This window comes from Pantoea sp. UBA5923 (genome assembly GCF_002431095.1).
In the GTDB taxonomy this organism is placed as follows: Bacteria; Pseudomonadota; Gammaproteobacteria; order Enterobacterales; family Enterobacteriaceae; genus Pantoea; species Pantoea piersonii.
This window is the reverse complement of the sequence record NZ_DJDN01000048.1, coordinates 68711-89285: the sequence shown is the minus strand read 5'-3', so window position 1 is coordinate 89285 and position 20575 is coordinate 68711. Positions and strand designations below refer to the sequence as shown.

General features: G+C 59.8%; 17 protein-coding genes. 8 read left to right on the top strand and 9 right to left on the bottom strand.

The window, feature by feature from the left end; all coding sequences use genetic code 11:
* The first annotated feature begins 101 nt into the window (after positions 1-101).
* From ypfJ to ypfH, 3 genes are all read left to right on the top strand, one after another.
* Positions 102-959, top strand: coding sequence for a KPN_02809 family neutral zinc metallopeptidase (gene ypfJ / locus B3797_RS11875; RefSeq protein ID WP_311791169.1), 858 nt, complete (start codon positions 102-104; stop codon positions 957-959).
* On the top strand, positions 959-2932 hold the full coding sequence (locus B3797_RS11870; protein ID WP_311791168.1) for a tRNA(Met) cytidine acetyltransferase TmcA: 1974 nt from the start codon (positions 959-961) through the stop codon (positions 2930-2932). The genes ypfJ and B3797_RS11870 overlap by 1 nt, the downstream gene beginning before the upstream one ends.
* 73 nt (positions 2933-3005) lie before the next feature.
* Complete coding sequence (gene ypfH, locus B3797_RS11865; protein ID WP_311782895.1) at positions 3006-3689, top strand: esterase; 684 nt, start codon at positions 3006-3008, stop codon at positions 3687-3689.
* A gap of 51 nt (positions 3690-3740) precedes the next feature.
* Here ypfH and B3797_RS11860 read toward each other — a convergent pair whose 3' ends face one another.
* The 3 genes from B3797_RS11860 to B3797_RS11850 are packed head-to-tail and all read right to left on the bottom strand — an operon-like array spanning position 3741 to position 5450.
* On the bottom strand, positions 3741-3929 hold the full coding sequence (locus tag B3797_RS11860; protein ID WP_311782894.1) for a YpfN family protein: 189 nt from the start codon (positions 3927-3929) through the stop codon (positions 3741-3743).
* 23 nt (positions 3930-3952) lie between these two features.
* Positions 3953-5080: a succinyl-diaminopimelate desuccinylase gene (gene dapE / locus B3797_RS11855; RefSeq protein WP_311791167.1), complete on the bottom strand. Its 1128-nt coding sequence runs from the start codon at positions 5078-5080 to the stop codon at positions 3953-3955.
* A 1-nt stretch (position 5081) separates the two neighbouring features.
* A complete protein-coding gene (locus tag B3797_RS11850) occupies positions 5082-5450 on the bottom strand; it encodes an ArsC family reductase (protein ID WP_311791166.1) in 369 nt (122 codons plus the stop codon).
* A gap of 384 nt (positions 5451-5834) precedes the next feature.
* Between B3797_RS11850 and ypfM the strand changes: the two genes are divergently transcribed.
* Positions 5835-5897 carry a protein YpfM gene (gene ypfM, locus B3797_RS19605; protein ID WP_143806259.1) on the top strand — a complete coding sequence of 21 codons (63 nt, stop codon included), beginning with the start codon at positions 5835-5837 and terminating at the stop codon, positions 5895-5897.
* Positions 5898-5994: 97 nt separating this feature from the next.
* Here ypfM and acrD read toward each other — a convergent pair whose 3' ends face one another.
* From acrD to narQ, 3 genes are all read right to left on the bottom strand, one after another.
* Complete coding sequence (acrD, locus tag B3797_RS11845; RefSeq protein WP_311791165.1) at positions 5995-9111, bottom strand: multidrug efflux RND transporter permease AcrD; 3117 nt, start codon at positions 9109-9111, stop codon at positions 5995-5997.
* 170 nt (positions 9112-9281) lie between these two features.
* Positions 9282-9914, bottom strand: coding sequence for a response regulator (locus B3797_RS11840; protein WP_311782890.1), 633 nt, complete (start codon positions 9912-9914; stop codon positions 9282-9284).
* A gap of 75 nt (positions 9915-9989) precedes the next feature.
* Complete coding sequence (narQ, locus tag B3797_RS11835) at positions 9990-11678, bottom strand: nitrate/nitrite two-component system sensor histidine kinase NarQ (protein WP_311791164.1); 1689 nt, start codon at positions 11676-11678, stop codon at positions 9990-9992.
* A gap of 251 nt (positions 11679-11929) precedes the next feature.
* Here narQ and B3797_RS11830 point away from each other — a divergent pair, with 251 nt between their 5' ends.
* The 4 genes from B3797_RS11830 (at position 11930) to B3797_RS11815 (ending at position 16009) form a co-directional block, all read left to right on the top strand.
* Positions 11930-12202, top strand: coding sequence for a DUF1471 domain-containing protein (locus tag B3797_RS11830; RefSeq protein WP_311791163.1), 273 nt, complete (start codon positions 11930-11932; stop codon positions 12200-12202).
* Between the two features lie 276 nt (positions 12203-12478).
* Positions 12479-13975 (top strand): L-asparagine permease, encoded by a 1497-nt coding sequence (gene ansP / locus B3797_RS11825; protein ID WP_311791162.1) that lies wholly within the window; start codon positions 12479-12481, stop codon positions 13973-13975.
* Between the two features lie 142 nt (positions 13976-14117).
* Positions 14118-14696, top strand: a complete 579-nt coding sequence (gene nudK / locus B3797_RS11820; protein WP_311782887.1) for a GDP-mannose pyrophosphatase NudK — start codon at positions 14118-14120, stop codon at positions 14694-14696.
* Positions 14697-14941: 245 nt separating this feature from the next.
* Positions 14942-16009 carry a DUF1176 domain-containing protein gene (locus tag B3797_RS11815; RefSeq protein WP_311782886.1) on the top strand — a complete coding sequence of 356 codons (1068 nt, stop codon included), beginning with the start codon at positions 14942-14944 and terminating at the stop codon, positions 16007-16009.
* Here B3797_RS11815 and ampH read toward each other — a convergent pair.
* The 3 genes from ampH to tal all read right to left on the bottom strand — a co-directional run bounded on the left by ampH (position 16006) and on the right by tal (position 20343).
* Entirely contained in the window at positions 16006-17175 is a 1170-nt protein-coding gene (gene ampH / locus B3797_RS11810; protein WP_311782885.1) for a D-alanyl-D-alanine-carboxypeptidase/endopeptidase AmpH, read from the bottom strand. The two genes, B3797_RS11815 and ampH, sit on opposite strands and share 4 nt — an antisense overlap.
* A gap of 147 nt (positions 17176-17322) precedes the next feature.
* The gene (gene tkt, locus B3797_RS11805; RefSeq protein WP_311791161.1) at positions 17323-19323 is read right to left on the bottom strand and encodes a transketolase; all 2001 of its coding nucleotides are present in this window, start codon (positions 19321-19323) and stop codon (positions 17323-17325) included.
* Positions 19324-19392: 69 nt separating this feature from the next.
* Positions 19393-20343, bottom strand: coding sequence for a transaldolase (gene tal, locus B3797_RS11800; protein WP_311791160.1), 951 nt, complete (start codon positions 20341-20343; stop codon positions 19393-19395).
* Between the last annotated feature and the right edge of the window lie 232 nt (positions 20344-20575).

The following is a 20575-nucleotide window of genomic DNA, read 5'->3' as shown; positions in this document are numbered from 1 at the left end:
AAGGAGAGCCTCGGCTCTCCTTTTTTCATTTGGCCGCAAGGCTGGTAGTTGTCTCGCCGCGCAACTAAAATCACGTTAACTATCTTAATCAGGAGCAGATTATGCGCTGGCAAGGACGTCGCGAGAGCGACAATGTAGAAGACCGTCGAGATCAAGGCCCGGCCTATAGCGGCGGAAGGCAGATCCGGCTGCCGCGCGGGAAGGGCGGTATTATTCTGTTGGTCGTGGTCGCGGTCGCTGGCTATTACGGGTATGACCTGACGGGGATGCTTACCGGCGGCAATGTCGCGCCCACCAGCCAGCAGCAGCGCGTCAGCGCCAATGACGACGAAGCGGCGAAATTTACCCGCGTCATCCTGGCCTCCACCGAAGATACCTGGAGCAAGCTGTTCCAGAAGATGGGCAAAGAGTATACCGCGCCAACGCTGGTGATGTATCGCGGCGCGACCCAGACCAGCTGCGGAACTGGCCAGACGGCGATGGGGCCGTTCTACTGTCCGGCGGATCAACGCGTCTATATTGACCTGTCGTTCTACGATGAAATGAAAAACAAGCTCGGCGCGGGCGGTGAGTTTGCGCAGGGTTATGTTGTGGCGCATGAGGTAGGACATCATGTGCAGAAACTGCTCGGCATCGAACCGAAAGTGCGCGAAATGCAGCAGGGCGCGAGCCAGACGCAAATCAACCATCTGTCGGTGAAAATGGAGCTGCAGGCGGACTGTTTCGCCGGCGTCTGGGGCTATTACGTCAGCAAGGATAACTGGCTGGAAACCGGCGATCTGCAACAGGCGCTCGACGCGGCGCAGGCTATCGGCGACGATCGTCTGCAGCAGCGCAGCCAGGGGCGCGTGGTGCCTGACAGCTTTACACACGGCACCTCGGAGCAGCGCTACACCTGGTTTAAACGCGGATTCGACAGCGGCGATCCCGGACAGTGCAACACCTTTGCAGCTAACTGATGTCGCCTGAACAGCTCAGCCGTCAGATGCAGCAGGCGGGCGTCAGACGGCTCTGCGTCATTAGCGGCGAGTCGGACTGGTCGCTGGCGCGCGCCGCCGAGTGGCGCGCCGCTTTGCCTGGCGACTGGCTGGCGGTGAGCAATGCGCCCATCGAGGGCGACCTTCCGCACTGCGCGCCCGCGGCGTTACGCACGCTGCTCGGCCGCGAATTTACTCACGCCGTTTTCGATGCGCGACGCGGTTTTCACGCGGAGGCGTTTGCCGCGCTGGCGGGCACGCTGCGCGCCGGAAGCTGGCTGCTGCTGTTAGCGCCGCCGTGGGCGCGCTGGGCGCAGCTGCCTGACGAGGACAGCCTGCGCTGGGCCGACGTCGCCGAACCTCTCCCTGCGCCGCACTTTGTTCGCCATCTGCAAAAAATGGTGCTCGCCGATCCTGGCGTGGCGCTACTGCGTCAGGAGGAACCGGCACGTATCGCGCCGTTGCCGACCCTGCCTCGCTGGCAGTGCCGCGCGCCGCAGCAGCAAAAAGCGATAGTCCAGCAGCTGCTGGCGATGACGTCAGGCGTCGCGGTGCTTACCGCACCGCGCGGCCGCGGCAAATCTGCACTGGCGGGAATGCTGGCGCAGCAGATCCCCCGGGCGCTTATCACCGCGCCGGCGAAAGCCTCTACAGAGGTGGTGATGCGCTTTGCCGCCGATCATTTTCACTTTATGGCGCCCGACGCCATTCTCGCTCAGCCTGAGGTTCCCGCCGCTGACTGGCTGATAGTCGATGAAGCCGCGGCGATCCCTGCGCCGCTCCTTACCCAGCTGGTGGCACGCTTCCCGCGCGTGCTGCTGACGACCACGGTTCAGGGATACGAGGGCACCGGGCGGGGCTTTATCCTGAAGTTCTGCGCCGGGCTGGCGCAGGCGCGTTACTTTACGCTGGATGAGCCGCTGCGCTGGTCGCGTCAGGACCCGCTGGAAGCCTGGATCAACCAGACGCTGCTGTTTGAGGACGCCGCGCCCGCGCCGGTTTCACTGCCCGCCGCGCCGCGGCTCATGCCCGCCGACGCCTGGCGCGAAGACCCCGCGCAGCCGGAAGCTGCATACCGTCTGCTGGCCAGCGCGCACTATCGCACCTCGCCGCTCGATCTGAGGCGCTTAATGGATGCGCCTGGCATGACGCTGTGGCTGAGCGGCGAAGCGCCCGCTTTACAGGGTGCGCTCTGGCTGGTGGAGGAGGGCGGCTTAACGCCCGAACTGGCGCAGGCGGTCTGGGCGGGCAGGCGACGGCCGCGCGGCAATCTGGTCGCGCAGTCGCTGGCCGCGCACGCCGGATTCGTCGAGGCGGCGACGCTGCGGTCCCGCCGTATCAGCCGCATCGCGGTGGCGGCGGAACAGCGCCGTCAGGGCATCGGTCAGGCATTAGTGGCCGCCGCGCAGGGGCGACAGGATGTTGATTTTCTCTCTGTCAGCTTTGGCTATACCGAGGCGCTGTGGGCCTTCTGGCGCGCCTGCGGCTTTACTCTGGTGCGCATCGGCACGCAGCGTGAGGCCAGCAGCGGCTGCTATGCGGCAATGGCGATGCGCGCGCTGACGCCTGCAGGCGCGGATCTTCAGCGGCGCGCTGCAGAGCGGCTGGCGCGCGACTGGCCGCAGCTGCGTCAGCAGGTAGCGGAGTCGATTGTGCTGCCTGAAATGCCGCTCTCTTTCACCGACGAAGATGCCTTGCTGGTGGCGGGGTTTGCCTGGGCGCAGCGGCCGCTGGAGGCGAGTCTGCCGGTGCTGCACCGGCTCGCCGCCAGGATTTTTGTTCCTCCGCTGCTGGAGGCCGCGCTGCAGCCGCAGGCGGATACTGGCCGACTTGCGCAGCAGGCGGGGCTGAGCGGGCGCAAGGCTTTGGTCGCTCAACTACGGCTTGAGGCCGCCGCCGCCCTGAGCGCGCTGGACGCGGCGCGCGCCAGGCAGCTGCGTCAGCAAGTGGAATAAATCCACAAACTTGTTCAAATTTTCCCAATAACGCTCCGCGCAGGGCGGCGTATAGTGATCTGAGGAGGTCGATATGACACTGCAATACGTTATTGTTCAGCAGCCGAGCGCGACAGCGCAACAGCTGTTTCTGCTCTACCACGGCGTAGGCGATAATCCTCACTCTATGGCGCAGCTGGGCAGCTGGTTCGCGCGCGAGTTTCCGCAGGCGCAGGTGGTCGCGGTCGGCGCGCCTGCGCCGGGCCATTACTGGTTCAGTGAAACCGCGCAGCATGACCAGAGCGAACAGCAGCGGGTTAACGCCGTACTGCCGCAGTTCGTTGATTCAGTGCGGCACTGGCAGGAGCAGAGCGGCGTGCGCGCCGACGCTACCGCGCTGGTGGGGTTCTCGCAGGGCAGCACCATGGTGCTGGAGGGCGTGAAAGCGCAGCCGGATCTGGCGGGCCGCGTCGTGGCCTTCAGCGGCCGTTACGCTACGCTGCCGGAACAGGCGTCAACGCGCACCACTATTCATTTGATCCACGGCGAGTATGACGAGCAGATCCCGATGCAGCACGCCGAGCAGGCTGCGCAGCGGCTCACCGCGCTGGGCGGAGACGTGACGCTCGACATTGTGGAAGATCTGCCGCACGCGGTAGACGACCGCAGCATGGCGCTGGCGCTGCAGCACCTGCACTACACGGTGCCGAAGCGCTATTTCGATGAGGCGTTAAGCGGAGCGAAACCCGGCGACGACGATGTGATTATGATGATGTAAAAACGCCCTCGCGCAGGCGAGGGCGTTATCAGGGAAGCGTAGCCTGACCTGTTACTTTTTCTTCTTCGGCCAGTCGTCGTCATCCCACTTATCGTTAAAGTCACGATGCGGCGGCAGGTCGGGTTTATTGGCCATAAATTTTTTATGGTCGATGCGTTTTAGATCCTTATAAACATTCATCAGTACGCCGACCAGCAACAGGATCACAATGATCCACCAGTAATCTTTAATAAATTCCATTTGCCTGCTCCTCTCGATCGCGATCAGGCGACCAGCTGTTCCATAATGCGCTGATACATGCGGCTCAGCGTTTGCAGATCGGCTGCCTTCACGCATTCATTGATTTTGTGAATGGTGGCATTCACCGGGCCAAGCTCAACCACCTGCGCGCCCATTCGCGCGATAAAGCGCCCGTCTGAGGTGCCGCCGGTGGTCAGCAGCTGCGGCTTAATTTCATTATAGTGCGATACCGCCTTAACCACGGCGTCCACCAGCCTGCCACGCGCCGTCAGGAACGGCTGACCAGAAACCGCCCACTCCAGGGTATAACGTAGCTGATAGCTGTCGAGCAGCGCCGCGACGCGATCTTTAATCATCTGATCGGTGAGTTCGGTGCTGAAGCGGAAATTGAACTGTACGAAGAATTCGCCCGGGATAACATTGTTGCTGCCGGTGCCAGCCTGCACGTTAGCAATCTGCATACTGGTCGGCGGGAAGAATTCATTGCCGCGATCCCACTCGGTGGCGACCAGCGCATTAAGCGCCGGCATCGCGCGGTGCACCGGGTTATCCGCCAGATGAGGATAGGCAACGTGACCCTGTACGCCATGAATGGTCAGGTTGGCGGTCATCGAGCCGCGACGGCCGTTTTTCACTACGTCGCCCACCACTTCGGTGCTGGATGGCTCGCCAACCAGGCAGTAATCCAGACGCTCGTTACGCGCCATGAGACGCTCTACTACCTTCACCGTACCGTTTTTCGCGCTCGCCTCTTCGTCAGAGGTAATTAAAAACGCCAGACGGCCTTTATGGTTGGGGTGCGCCGCGACAAAACGTTCCGCTGCGACCACCATCGCCGCCAGCGAACCTTTCATATCCGCCGCGCCGCGGCCGAACAGCATACCGTCGCGAATGGTGGGTTCGAAGGGGGGATTGATCCAGCGGCTGGCGTCGCCCGGCGGCACTACGTCGGTATGACCAGCGAACGCCAGCGTTTCGCCCTGACCGCGGGTCGCCCAGAAGTTTAGCGTGTCGTCGATGTGCATCGGCTCTACGTGAAAGCCAATCGCTTCCAGACGCGCGACCAGCAGCGCCTGACAGCCCGCGTCATCCGGGCTCAGCGAAGGGCGGCGGATGAGCTGCTGCGCCAGTTCGATTACAGGACAGAACATATTATGACTTCTCCTGGAGAAACGCATGGTAAGCGGCTTCGCTGAAGCCGGAGAGCAGCGTGCCATCCGGCGCGCGCAGCAGGGGGCGTTTAATGATGGCGGGCTGCGCCAGCATCAGCGCTTTAGCGCTGTCGCTATCGGTAATGGCGTCGCGTTCCGCTTCCGGCAGCTTGCGCCAGGTGGTGCCGCGCGTGTTAAGCAGCGTCTGGTAGCCTAGCTGATCGATAAACTGCGTCAGCAGCGCATCGCTCAGCCCGCTGGCGCGGTAATCATGGAACTCGACGTCGATGTCGGCGGCTTCTAAAAAGCGGCGCGCTTTTTTTATGGTGTCGCAATTTTTTATGCCGTACATCACCCACTGCGCTGTCATCAGGATCCCTCGTCAGAAAATCAGGGCATCAGTTTACCACAGTGAGCCAGCCTGCTAACCCGCCTCGCGGGAAAAGCAGCGAAATAACGCGAATAAAATCATTAGGATTTGTCTTAGTAACCGCTTTCATTTTTGCGGGTTATTGTCACGCTGTTTATCATGATCCTGTTAAGAATTATCTTAGAAGGTGCTCAAGCGGGCTGGTCCGGTCAATTAAGGTTTTTTCTCTGCGTTTATAGCGGTTTGCTGAAATGTGCGTCAGCTAGCAGATCGAAAAAACTACAGTAATTAATCGCCTTTGCCGATAGTGAAAACAGGTGTAACCGTATTCACCTGACGAAAATTTACGCGTAGAATCGACACTACTATAAGAGAGAGGTCTATATGATTGACGCTGAAATGGGGAACTGGAAAGAATTCATCGCGGCGATGTTACGCAACAAGTAACGCGCGGCGAAACAGGCAGGAAACTTCCCCCTTGCTCTGATTCTGACCACACATAGCAATAAGGCAGCCACTTCGGTGGCTGCCTTTACTTTTGCATTCAGTCTTGCGGTTTTGCCCTCAGCGGGAAGCGACGACGCACTAGCACGAAAAACAGCGGCACAAAGAAGATAGCCAGCAGCGTGGCGGAGATCATGCCGCCCATGACGCCGGTTCCGACCGCGTGCTGGCTGCCGGAACCGGCCCCCGCGCTGATCGCCATCGGCAGCACGCCGAAAATAAAGGCCAGCGAGGTCATCAGAATTGGGCGCAGGCGCTGGCGCGAAGCGGAGAGCGTCGCCTCGATCAGCTCGCTGCCTTTGCTGTTCATCTCGTTGGCAAACTCCACGATCAAAATAGCGTTCTTTGCCGAGAGGCCCACGACCGTCAGCAACCCTACCTGGAAATAGACATCATTCTCCAGCCCGCGCAGCCAGGTGGCGACCAGCGCGCCGACCACGCCGAGCGGCACCACCAGCATTACCGAGAAGGGAATCGACCAGCTCTCATAGAGCGCCGCCAGGCAGAGAAACACCACCAGCAGCGAAATGGCGTAGAGCGCAGGTGCCTGCGAGCCAGACAGCCGCTCCTGATAAGAGGCGCCGGTCCACTGAAAACCGACGCCGAGCGGCAGTTTCGCCACCAGTTGCTCCATCACGTCCATTGCTGTGCCGCTGCTGACGCCTTGCGCCGCCTCGCCGACAATCTCGATTGAGGAGTAGCCGTTATAGCGTTCCAGGCGCGGTGAGCCGGTCTCCCAGCGGCTGGTAGCGAAAGCGGAGAAGGGCACCATGCCGCCGCTGCTGTTGCGCACGTACCACTGATTAATATCGTCCGGCAGCATGCGGAATGCCGGCGCGGCCTGTACGTAAACCTTTTTCACGCGTCCCCGGTCGAGGAAGTCGTTCACGTAGGTCGATCCCCAGGCGGTCGTCAGGGTATCGTTGATCGTATCGATCGAGACGCCCAGCGCCTGCGCTTTGCGTTGATCGACATCGATCTGCAGCTGCGGGCTGTCGTCCAGGCCGTTGTGGCGCACGCGCGACAGCGACGGGTTGCTGTCCGCCATCTCCAGCAGCTTATCGCGCATCGCCATCAGCTGTGTGTGCCCGATACCGGCGTGATCCTGCAGCTCCATATCAAAGCCAGACGAACTGCCCATGCCGGTAATCGCTGGCGGGCTGCTGGCGATGACGCGACCCTCTTTAATGGCGCGGAAGGCTTTAGTGGCGCGTTCGATAATGGCGAATGAGGTGCGATCCGCGCCGGGGCGTGCTTCCCAGTCTTTCAGACGCACAAAGAGCCGCGCCACGTTCTGACCGTTGCCGCCCGGCCCTGCGCCAATGGTCGAGAACACCGACAGCACATTCTCTTTCTCCTGCGTCATATAGTAGTTTTCGACTTTCGCCACGACGTCGGAGGTTTGCTGAAGCGTCGCGCCCGGCGGCAGCTGCACCTGCGTCAGAAAGACGCCGCGATCCTCTAGCGGCAGAAACGAAGTCGGCAGACGGATAAACAGGAACGCCATCAGCCCGATAATGGCAAGGTAGAGCAGCAGCCAGCGGCCGCCTTTCAACAGAATGCGCGCAACGCCGCGCTCGTAACGGTCAGCGTTGCGGTTGAAGTGGTGGTTAAACCAGCCGAAAAAACCGCGACGGCCATGATGTTCTCCCTGCGCCAGCGGCTTGAGCAGCGTGGCGCACAGGGCAGGCGTCAAAATCATTGCCACCAGCACCGACAGCACCATCGCCGAGACGATAGTAATCGAGAACTGACGATAGATAGCGCCGACCGTTCCGCCGAAAAAGGCCATTGGTACGAAAACCGCCGACAGCACCAGCGCGATCCCGACCAGCGCGCCCTGGATTTGCCCCATCGATTTTCGCGTCGCCGCGCGCGGCGAGAGGCCCTCCTCGCTCATAATGCGTTCGACGTTTTCCACCACCACGATGGCGTCATCCACCAGCAGGCCGATAGCCAGCACCATCGCGAACATGGTGAGGGTATTGATGCTGAAGCCGCAGGCGTAGAGCACAGAGAAAGTGCCGAGCAGCACCACCGGCACCGCGATAGTGGGGATTAGCGTGGCGCGAAAGTTCTGCATAAACAGGTACATCACGCCGAATACCAGCACGATCGCCTCCAGCAGCGTCTTCACCACGTCGATAATAGAGGCTTTAACGAACGGCGTCGTTTCATAGGCGACTTTGGCTTCCAGCCCGTGGGGGAAAAAGTGCGACAGCTCTTCCACGCGCTGACGCACCAGCTTGTCGGTATTCATCTCATTCGCGCCGGAGGCGAGCTTAATGCCCAGCCCCGACGCCGGCTGGCCGTTATAGCGGCTCAGATAGTCATATTTTTCCGCGCCCAGCGCCACCTGCGCCACGTCGCCCAGCGTCACGACCGAACCATCGGGATTGGTTTTCAGGGTGATGGCTTTGAACTGCTCCGGCGTCTGCAGCAGCGACTGCGCATTGACCGTGGCGTTCAGCGCCTGCTTGTCTACTGACGGTAAACCGCCAACCTGCCCGACGGCGACCTGCGCGTTTTGCGCTTCGATAGCGCTGACCACATCGTCGGTTGTCAGCGAGTAGGCGATAAGCCTGGCGGGATCGAGCCAGATACGCATCGCATACTGCGAGCCGTAGGCATCGACCTGGCCGACGCCATCGATACGGCTCAGCGGATCCTGAATATTACTGGCGACATAATCTGCAATGTCTTGTTTATCCATACTGCCGTCGGTAGAGACGAAGGCGAGCATCAGGATATTGCTGTCGCCGGTTTTATTGACCGTCACCCCCTGAGACTGCACCGCCTGCGGCAGCTTGCGCAGCGCGGACTGCAGCTGGTTTTGCACCTGCTGCCGCGCTTCGTCGGGATTGGTGCCAGCAGAGAAGGTGAGCGTGATCTGCGCCTGGCCGGTATTGCTGCTGTTGGAGGACATATACATCAGGTTGTCGATGCCGGTCATATTCTGCTCGATAACCTGAGTAACGGTATTTTCCAGCGTTTCAGCTGAGGCGCCCGGATAGTTGGCGGTGATACGCACATTGGGCGGCGCGAGGTCGGGATATTGCTCAATCGGCAGAGAAATAATCGCCAGCGTGCCGCACAGGCTGATTAAAATCGCCAGCACCCAGGCAAAAACGGGACGGTCGATGAAAAAATTCGACATCGAGTCGACACTCCTCAGCAGCGTTTCGCTTTTATTATCAGAATGCGGCCCGCGCATGGCGCGGGTCGGGCGGGCAGGGAAAGAGACAGTTTCTGCCGAAACTTACTCTACGTGCTGTCAGTCAGGATATCGTGGAGAAATTGTGGAGAAAGTGTAAATCACCCGTCAGGTCAGCTGTTGCGGCTCTCCAGCCACATTACGGTGGCGGCGACGCGCGAGCGAACGTCGAGTTTTTTCAGCAGATTGCGGATATGCACTTTTACCGTCTCTTCAGAGATATGCAGCGTGGCGGCGATCTCTTTATTCGACAGGCCGCGCGCCACCTCCTGCAGCACATCACGCTCGCGCTCGGTCAGCTGGCGAAACGGGCTGGCGCTGTGCTGGCGCGTGGCGAGATAGTCCCGCACCGCGTCGCTGAAGATTTTCTCGCCGTGTGCCGCCTGCAGGATCTGACCGGGCAGCAGTTCTGGATCGCTGTCTTTGAGCAGATAGCCATCGGCGCCAGCGTCCACCATTGTGTCGATATCGCTGCGCGCATCCGACACGGTAAAGATCAAAATGCGCGAGCTAATCCCTTCATGGCGTAGCGCCTTTAGCGTATCCAGCCCCGACATGCCTTTCATATTCAGATCGAGCAGAATGATATCCGGCGCCAGGCGGCGCGCTTCGGCCAGCGCTTCGGTGCCGTTGTTGGCCTCGGCGATCACTTCCAGCCGGGGTTCCAGCGTCAGTAGCTGGCGAATACCGCGGCGCATTAGTGGATGGTCGTCCACAATCATTACCGTCAGCGTGGGTTGTTGCATATTGACTCCCGGCGAATTACGCAAAAAGCGCTTCTGAAAAGGTTAAAAAGGCGCGTTGCAGTCAACGCGATAATACTACGTCAGCCGCGTGGCGGGCTGCGGCGGAAAACGCAGCGCCACCTGGGTGCCGCGCGCCTGCGCCTGAATCTTTAGCTCGCCCGCCAGCCGCGCGGCGCGCTCTGACATAGTGGTTAAACCATAATGGCCTTGCGGCTCTTCTGTAGTGGCGATACCGACGCCGTCGTCAGTCACCGTAAGTAAATGCTCACCTTCTGCATTGCGCTCATAGCGGACACTTATCGTCGCGGCATCGGCGTGGCGGATGGCGTTCAGCACCGCCTCGCGGGCAATCTGCAACAGATGAACCTGCTGCTGCGCATCCAGGGTCTCCAGGCCGGGCTGAAAGCTAAAGCTAATCTTAGCCGTAACCTGCTCCTGCAACGAAGCGATCATCGCCTGCATCGCCGCGACCAGATCGGCCTGCTCAATCGTCAGGCGGAAGGTCGCCAGCAGCTCGCGTAGCTGGCGGTAAGCGTCTGAAAGCGTGCGGTCAACGTCGGCGATAATGCTTTGCGCCTCGCTGTTCGAGTCGCCGAGGGTGCGGCGCAGCAGCGTAAACTGTATACGCAGAAAGGAGAGCGCCTGCGCCAGCGAATCGTGCAGCTCGCGCGCGATAGTGGCGCGCTCTTCAATCAGCAGCATCTGCTGAACCTGCTTTTGCGTCTGCCAGATCCAGACAGCGCGCGACAGCATATTTCCCAGGCTCTGCATCAGCGCCTGACGCGGCCGGGCCTGCTCGCTTTGCCAGCGCAGCGCGCCGGTCTGCTCATCATCCTGCTGCAGCGGCACGCTGTGCCAGCGGAGCGTCTTATCGCTTTCGCCTGCGCTAAACCGGCCATGCGCGCTCTCCAGCACCAGCACGCGCAGGTTTTCGCGTTCGCGCACCTGCGCCATGACGCTTTCAAACAGCGCCGCGCTGAGCGGCCGGGCGGTCAGCATCTGCGAGCTTTCATACAGCAGCGACAGGGTGCGGTTGGCTTCCTGTAAATCACGCGTCTTCTCTTCTACCGCGCTGGCGAGCGCCTGATGATGAGAATGCAGACGCGCCGCCATGGCGCTGAACGTCTGCGCCAGCACGCGCAGCTCGTTGTTCTGCTCGACCATCAGCGGCGGAAAGTCAAAGTTGCCGCTTTCAACATAGCGGCTGGCGGTCACCAGCGCATTGAGCGGACGCACGACCTGGCGGCGGCTGTAGCGAATGGTGGCCAGCGCCAGCGCCACAATCAACACCAGGCCCAGCAGACTACTGGCCGCCACCAGCTCCATTTTCCTTTCGCTGTAGCGCTGCAGCCCCATGACGAAACGGTCTATTTCGCCGACGTAGCTCGCCACCTGCTGTTGATAGAGACGTGCGTCGCCGCGCTCCAGTTGCTGCTGTAGCGCGGGCCAGGCGGTACGCAGATGGTAATAACGGTGGATAACCTCTTGCGGCACCCAGGGGCGATCGAGATCGCGCAGCGCGGGTTTATTGAGCGTCTCTTTATACTCCAGCAGATGCTGCCGGATTTGCTGCGGATCGCTGGCGCTGTCCCAGGCCAGCCGGTAGCTCTGCATGCGCAGCGAACCAGCCAGGTTAATCGCCTCGGCGTCGCGCAGGCTGCTGGAAAGCGTCATCAGCGCCAGTCCGGTAGTCAGCAGCGCCAGCAGAACGATAGCACTCAACGCCTGTGCGATACTGCGGGTCACTGAACGTTTCACAATCACAACAATACCCCTGTTTTTGGTGCGGGCATTATAAAGGAGGGGGCGGAAAGCCGCCAGGCCACTCTGATGCTATCGACACGATGGGTTACATTCTGCACAAAAAAGAAGCTCTGCTGACATAAGCCAGGAGAACGCGCAGTGCGATGCCTAAAAAGGAGACAGCTTTACATCGTCCAGAGACTGGCTTTCATTGTGGCGCTAATAATTCTAAACAGCATTAAGCAAACCACCTGCGAACCAAGGAGCATGCGATGAAAAAACCTGTTTTGTTTCTGGCTGGCGCTCTGTTAGCAACCGCTTCGTTCTCTACGCTGGCGGCTACGCCGGTAAGCCAGGACGAGGCGCAAGGCCTGCAAAGCATCGGCAGCGTCTCCGTCACCAACGCGCGCGGCTCGCTGGATGATGCAACGCGCCAGCTTTCGCAAAAAGCTGAAGAGATGGGCGCAAGCCACTACCGCGTTATCGGCGTCGAAAACCCCGGCGATTCCAGCCTGTGGCGCGGCACCGCAGAGATTTATCGCTAACCCTCAGCCCTGATTTTCCCTCCCTGTAGCCTTTGCCGGTCCGTTAGCGACCGGTTTTTTTGTGCAGCAAACCCGATTATTACAAAACACTTTGTGCGCCTTGCCGGTATCTTTTGCTTCGTTCACGCAGAACGGGTAGGATTCATCGCCGTAATTTCCCCTGCCGCTTTACCTATAACTCACAGGCAGATTAAGTCGGGCAGTTACCCCATTTCGCATGGCGCGCGCAATCGTTTGTGATCGCCGTGATTGATGGTCAGGACAAACAGGAAGGCTATGAAATCTACTAAAAAAACCGCAGCCGAAATGCGTGCTGCGAAAAGACGCTGGCTGAACTCACATGACACCGGCTACCACAAGGCGATGGGCAATCGTCACGTTCAGATGATTGCTATCGGCGGCGCGATCGGCACCGGCCTGTTCCTCGGCGCAGGCGGACGTCTGCAGGCGGCGGGGCCGGCGCTGGCGATAATCTATCTGGTCTGTGGCATCTTCTCGTTCTTTATTCTGCGAGCGCTGGGCGAACTGGTATTGCACCGTCCGTCAAGCGGCAGCTTTGTTTCCTACGCGCGCGAATTCCTTGGGGAAAAAGCCGCCTACGTCGCGGGCTGGATGTACTTCGTTAACTGGGCGATGACCGGCATTGTCGATATCACCGCCGTAGCGCTCTATATGCACTACTGGGGCGCATTCGGTGATGTGCCGCAGTGGGTCTTCGCGCTGGGCGCGCTGGCTATCGTCGGCACCATGAACATGATTGGCGTGAAGTGGTTTGCTGAAATGGAGTTCTGGTTCGCGCTGGTGAAAGTGCTGGCTATCGCCATCTTTCTGGTGGTGGGCGTGGTGTTTCTCGGCACCGGCAAACCGCTTGACGGCAACGCCACCGGCTTCCACTTAATCACCGATAACGGCGGCCTGTTCCCCCACGGCCTGCTGCCTGCGCTGGTGCTGGTGCAGGGCGTGGTGTTCGCCTTCGCCTCTATCGAGCTGGTGGGCACTGCCGCAGGCGAGTGTAAAGATCCAGAGACCATGCTGCCGAAGGCGATTAACAGCGTTATCTGGCGTATCGGCCTGTTTTACGTCGGTTCGGTGGTGCTGCTGGTGATGCTGCTGCCGTGGAACGCCTATCAGGCGGGACAGAGCCCGTTCGTAACCTTCTTCTCGAAGCTGGGCGTGCCCTACGTCGGCAGCATTATGAACATCGTGGTGCTGAGCGCGGCGCTCTCCAGCCTTAACTCTGGCCTTTACTCTACCGGCCGTATTCTGCGCTCGATGGCGATGGGCGGCTCTGCGCCGAAGTTCATGTCGAAAATGAGCAAGCAGCAGGTGCCTTACGCTGGCATTCTGGTCACCATTGCGGTCTATGTCATTGGCGTGGTGCTCAACTACTACGTGCCGTCACAGGTATTCGAGATCGTGCTGAACGTTGCGTCGCTGGGCATTATCGCCTCCTGGGGCTTTATCGTTATCTGCCAGATGCGTCTGCGCAAAGCGATCAAAGAAGGCAAGGCGGACGACGTCAGCTTCAAGCTGCCGGGCGCGCCGGTCACCTCCTGGCTGACGCTGCTGTTCCTGCTGAGCGTGCTGGTGCTGATGGCGTTTGACTACCCGAACGGCACCTATACCATCGCCGCTATTCCAGTGCTGGCGGTTATCCTGGTGCTGGGCTGGTTCGGCGTGCGCAAGCGCGTTCAGGCTGTCGCCCAGACCGAGCACGACCATCTGCATAACGACGAAAAACCGCAGGCGCTGGCGGACGACGCCGCGCGCTAAACGACATTGATACGGGCGATACCGCCTGTGCTGCAAAAGCCTGCCCGCTAACGGCAGGCTTTTTTTCATCCCGCCTCTTATAGTTTTCCCGCACGCTTCCGCCTATGATTGCAGGCTCCCTCAAATCGGCAGTGGAGCCATCATGTCGTTCAAGATCAACATCATCAAAGACAAACTTCTCTCCGAAAACTACTTTATTCTGCGTAACTACACCTATGAGCTCGCTACCAAAAGCGGCGAAATGGTGCGCCACAAGCGCGAGGTGTATGACCGCGGCAACGGCGCCACCATCCTGCTCTATAACCGCGAGAAAAACAGCGTGGTGCTGACGCGCCAGTTTCGCATCGCCACTTACGTCAACGGCAACGCTAACGGCATGCTGATTGAGGCGTGCGCGGGGCTGCTGGATAACGACACGCCGGAAGATTGCATTCGCAAAGAGGCGATCGAAGAGACCGGCTATGCGGTGGGCGAGGTGGAAAAACTCTACGAAGCCTATATGTCGCCGGGTGGCGTCACCGAGCTTATCCATTTTTTCGCCGCCGAATATAATGAGTCGCTGCGCGATAATGCCGGCGGCGGCGTAGAAGATGAAGATATCGACGTGCTGGAAATGCCGTTCCCCGAGGCGCTGGCGATGGTGAAAGATGGCCGCATCCGCGACGGCAAAACCATTATGCTGCTGCAGCATGCCCTGCTGGCGGGCTGGCTGAAAGCCTGATTATGCTGGGCGATGCGGCAGGGCAGGGCGACGCGTCCTGGCGTATTGTCCGATAAATCCGATTGAGATAAACCCGCGCGCTACAGATAGTGTAAACGGTGATTTCTGTGGCGCCGCATCGCAATATCGTATGCTTTTTCAGCAGTTAAGTGCGCTTTCCGGACGTGGTCACAGTTTAGGTCCACCGGATGTCCGGCCGTTGCGCTATCATCTCCACTCTGAGATTTTGGGGACCGTTTTTCCTGATGCCGACCTGGACGAAGTCACTGCTGGTATTGCCATTCCTTTTCATTGCCTGCGTTAAAGCCGATCCACTGCAAAAGTCATTTTCCGACTGGCAGGTGACCTGCAATAACGCCGGGTTTTGCGTGGCGCGCAATATACCGGGCGACAAAGGGCTGGTGATGACTATCGCTCGTCATGCCGGCGTTAACGATCGTCCGCTGCTGCGCATCGACTACGGCAGCGCCTACAGCGGAGAAATTCCCGGCGCGCCGCTGCAGGATAATTTGCTGCTCGATCAGCGTCGCCTGCGTCCTGACTTTAAGCACTGGACGGTAGAGCCACACCATCTCGCCACCAGCAATGCCATCGCCATTGATGAATTTTTAGCGCAAATCCTCGACGCGGATGCGATACAGCTCACCTACAACGCGCAGGCGTCTATTTCACTGCATGGCCTGAAAGCGGCGCTGCTGCTGATAGATGACGTGCAGGGCAGAGTAAACGGCATGAGCGCCTGGATTAAGCGCGGCTCGCGCGCGCTGTGGGATGTGCCGCCTGCGCCGCAGCTGCCGCAGCTGCCCGCCCAGGGAACGCCGCCAGCCGCGCTGACGCATGAAGAAACCAGCGGGCTGCTTGACTACGGCACCTGGCGACTTAACAGCGACGCCTGCTCGCTCGACCCGATGCGGCGCGAAGTCAACGTTGCGCCGCTGACGGACAGCAAGGCGCTGCTGATGGTGAGCTGCGAAATGGGGGCTTACAACGTGATCGATCTGGCGTTTGAAGTGACGCGCGCCGCGCCCTATGTGGCGCGCGGCATTAGCCTGACGCTGCCCTTTACGCCGCCGCGCGGCGAGCGACAGCTGGAGCTGATCAACGCCGACTATGATGCCAACACCGGCCAGCTGTACACCTTCAGCAAAGGGCGCGGGCTGGGCGACTGCGGCTCTGCCACGCGCTGGCGTTTTAACGGCAGCGACTTCACGCTGGCGGAATATGCCGAGGAGTCCACCTGCGACGCCTGGCACAGCAGCGACGACTGGCCGACCCTGTGGGTATCCCAGCCGTCACCCGCGACCGCGCCTTAGCGCATCGCCTGTATCATCATCGGCGAACCTTTCTGGTTGCCGACCAGCTCCGCCAGCATATCGTTAACGCCGTCGCTCATCGCGGTAAAGCGCGTCAGCGGCGAGCGCGTGATCACCACAAACACCCCGACGTTATTCTGCGGCACCATCGCCATATAGGTGATGAAACCGCCGCCGCCGCCGGTCTTCTGGATAATGCCGGGACGGCCGTTTTTCGGCCCCATATAGACCCAGCCCATGCCAATCGCATCGGCTCTGCCCGGCACGTCCATACCTTCCACCTTCGCCAGCTGGTCGCGGCGATAGATTAGCGTCTGCATGCGATCGACCTGCGGCGAACGCGGGCTAACCGCCGAGTTAAGGAACTGCTGCATCCAGCGGCCCATATCTTCCGGCGTCGAGTAGACGCCGCCGCTGCCGATAGCGGCCAGCGTATTATTGCAGGGGCTGGCGCCTTTCTCCGCCACCATCAGGCGGTCGCACTGCTCCGGCGAAGGGGTGAAGGTGGTATCTTTCATGCCGAGCGGGCGGGTAATGAGCTGTTGCAGCAGCGCCGGATAGGGCGTACCGGCAGCGCGCGACAGCGCGTCGCCCAGCAGATCATAGCCCAGGTTCGAATAGGAGGCGTTGGTACCCGGCGCGGCTTTCAGCTTCGCGCCCGCCAGCCAGTCCCAGCGTTCGCTGCGCGTCGGCCAGACAAAGACCGGACGATGCGGTTTACCGCCGGGCTGTTCGCGCGGCAGGCCGCTGGTGTGGGTAGAGAGGTTAATCAGGCGAATCGGCTGGCCAGCGTAGCTCGGCACGCGCGCCCCCGGCGGCGCGTATTTGCTCAGCGGATCGTCCAGGCGAATTTGGCCGCGCTCCGCCATTTTCACCATCACTTCGCTGGTCAGCAGCTTGCTGAGCGAGGCGATGCGGATCAGGGAATCTTTCTGCGGGCGCACGTTGTTGCCTGGTCGGGTTTCGCCAAAGCTGGCGAAAACGCGCTGGTTCCCGTCGATAGCGACCAGCGCCATCCCGGTAGCGCCGCTGCCGTAAAAAATGTGTTCAGCGTAACGATCGACAATTTGGGAAGAGAGCAGCGGATCGGGCGCGATCTGCGCTTTGCCTGCTAATGGCATCAGGGAAACCATTAAGGCCAGTAAATAAGGAGTACGTTTTTTCAACGGGAAAGCATCCAGCCAGATGAGTCAGGGAAGGATCCTATAGTAATGGGTTTACGCAAGCGGTGAAGGGGGCTAAAGCGATTTTTTTCTGTTTCAGGCTGTGTGAAGGGAGAAGACCCTCTCCGCAGAGAGAGAGGGCCTGAAGCATTACGCTGGCTTGAGTAACGACTCCGCCTGCGCCACGACATTTTCAATCGTGAAGCCGAAGGCAGGGAAGAGCTTGCCTGCCGGCGCGGATTCGCCGAAGGTGGTCATACCGACGATTTTGCCGTCGATGCCGACATACTTGAACCAGTAATCGGCGATGCCCGCTTCCACCGCGACGCGCGCGCGCACCGTGGACGGCAGCACAGATTCGCGATAGGCGATATCCTGCTTGTCGAACACGTCGGTGCTCGGCAGCGACACTACACGCACCTTATGGCCGTCAGTGGTCAGTTTCTCCGCCGCGCCCAGCGTGATCTCCACTTCCGAACCGGTCGCGATCAGGATAACGTCCGGCGTACCGTCGCAATCCTTCAGCACGTAACCGCCGCGCGCGATATTCTCGACCTGGGCAGCGGTACGTTCCGGCTGCAGCAGGTTCTGACGCGACAGGATCAGCGCGGTCGGGCCGTGATGGCGCTCGATAGCGGCTTTCCACGCCACCGCCGTCTCAACCTGATCGCAGGGACGCCAGGTGCTGAAATTAGGCGTCAGGCGCAGGCTGGCGAGCTGCTCGACCGGCTGGTGCGTCGGGCCATCTTCGCCGAGGCCGATGGAATCATGGGTATACACCATAATCTGACGCGCTTTCATCAGCGCCGCCATACGCGCGGCGTTACGCGCATATTCCACGAACATCAGGAAGGTCGCGGTGTAGGGCACGAAGCCGCCGTGGTGGGCGATGCCGTTAGCGATAGCGGTCATACCGAATTCGCGCACGCCGTAGTGAATATAGTTGCCCGCCGGATCTTCTTTAATCGGCTTCGAACCAGACCAGATAGTCAGGTTGCTGGGCGCCAGGTCTGCCGAGCCGCCCAGCAGCTCCGGCAGCAGCGAGCCGAGATGCTCCAGCGTATTTTGCGACGCTTTACGGCTGGCGATCTTCTGCGGATTAGCCTGCAGGTCGGTGATGAATTTAAGGGTCTCTTTTTCCCACGTTGACGGCATTTCGCCGTTCATGCGGCGCTGATACTCTTCAGCCAGCTCCGGATGCGCCTGTTTATAGGCCGCCAGCTTGTCGTTCCAGGCGCGCTCGCGCTCGGCGCCCGCCTCTTTGGCGTCCCACTGCTGATAAATTTCCTGCGGGATTTCAAACGGCGGTGAAGTCCAGCCCAGCTCTTTACGCGCCAGCGCCACTTCCGCGTCGCCCAGCGCCGCGCCGTGTGACTCCTCTTTACCAGCTTTGTTCGGCGAGCCGAAACCGATAATGGTGCGGCAGATAATCAGCGACGGTTTGTCGGTTACGCTCTGCGCCTCTTTAATGGCGCGGCTTACCGCCTCGGCGTCATGGCCGTCGATCTCGCCGACCACATGCCAGTTATAGGCTTCAAAGCGTTTATGGGTGTCGTCGGTAAACCAGCCTTCGGTTTCGCCGTCAATGGAGATGCCGTTGTGGTCGTAGAAGCCGATCAGCTTGCCGAGGCCCAGCGTGCCCGCCAGCGAGCAGACTTCGTGGGAGATCCCCTCCATCAGACAGCCGTCGCCCATAAAGACATAGGTGAAGTGATCGACGATATCGTGGCCCGGACGGTTGAACTGCGCGCCCAGCGTGCGTTCGGCGATCGCCAGACCTACGGCGTTAGCCAGACCCTGGCCCAGCGGGCCGGTGGTGGTTTCAACGCCCGGCGTGTAGCCGATTTCCGGGTGGCCTGGGGTTTTCGAATGGAGCTGACGGAAGTTTTTCAGCTCTTCCATCGGCAGATCGTAGCCGGTAAGGTGCAGCAGGCTGTAAAGCAGCATCGAACCGTGGCCGTTGGACAGGATAAAACGGTCGCGGTCGGCCCAGGCGGGGTTAGTCGGGGTGTGCTTCAGGTAGTCGCGCCACAGCACTTCGGCGATGTCCGCCATGCCCATTGGCATGCCCGGGTGACCTGAGTTTGCTTTTTGTACCGCATCCATACTTAACGCGCGAATTGCGTTCGCCAGCTCTCTGCGTGATGACATAGGGTTCTCCCTTCGTTGAGCAGAAGTGCGGGCGGGAAAACCCGCCCGACAAAGTTAAACAGACAAAAACTACAGGCGTGCGGCCAGCACGTCTTCGAGTTTCTGCTGATCGACGGCAAACTGACGGATGCCCTCGGAAAGTTTTTCTACCGCCATCGGATCCTGGTTGTGCTCCCAGCGGAACTCCGCTTCAGAGAGCGACGCAGGCTGATGGAAACCTTCGGTAGATGGCTCCAGCTTGCGCTCAACCGGCGCATCGCTGTTCTGCAGCTCTTCCAGCAGGTTCGGGGAGATAGTGAGACGGTCGCAGCCCGCCAGCGCGATAATCTGTTCTACTTTACGGAAGCTCGCGCCCATGATGATGGTGTTGTAACGGTGCTTTTTGTAGTAGTCGTAGATGCGACGCACTGACTTCACGCCCGGATCTTCATCGACGACGTACGGATCGAGCGGTTTACGGCTGTTGTACCAGTCATAAATACGGCCGACGAACGGCGAAATCAGGAAAACACCCGCTTCCGCACAGGCGCGCGCCTGAGCGAAAGAGAAGAGCAGGGTCAGGTTACAATGAATACCGTTCTTCTCCAGCTCTTCCGCCGCCTTGATACCTTCCCAGGTAGAAGCCAGCTTGATCAGAATGCGCGAGCGGTCGATGCCGTGATCTTCATACATGCGAACCAGTTTTTCCGCTTTGGTCACACACATGCCACGATCGAAAGAGAGGCGCGCATCTACTTCGGTCGAAACACGGCCCGGTACGCTTTTCAGGATCTCCATACCGAGATTGATCGCGACTTTATCGCTGGCGTTGATAATCTGCGTCTCTTTGCTGCCGCCTTGCTTTTTCGCATAGTCGATGGCGTCGTCGATCAGGTGCTTGTAGCCTTCGAGGCCGGAAGCTTTCAGGATCAGAGAAGGGTTAGTGGTGGCGTCTTCAGGATGGTAGTTGCGGATGGATTCGATATCGCCGCTGTCCGCCACGACGGTTGTGAACTGTTTTAGTGCCTCTAGCTGGTTCATCTTTTAACTCCTTGATGAGCAATTCTTTATTGCGAATGATTTCACCCTGCAACACAGTGCATCAGGCGTTCGATGATGAAAATACTCTTTTTCTGATTATTGCGATGGGCTGAACTCATCGGGGCCCCGCGCGGCGAAAAGAGCGTGACGTCAAACAGGGATAGCGTGCTGCAACATCCTGTCAGTCAGCCGGGGGGCGAAAATCGCGCATCTCAAAGGTTAGCAGAACTGA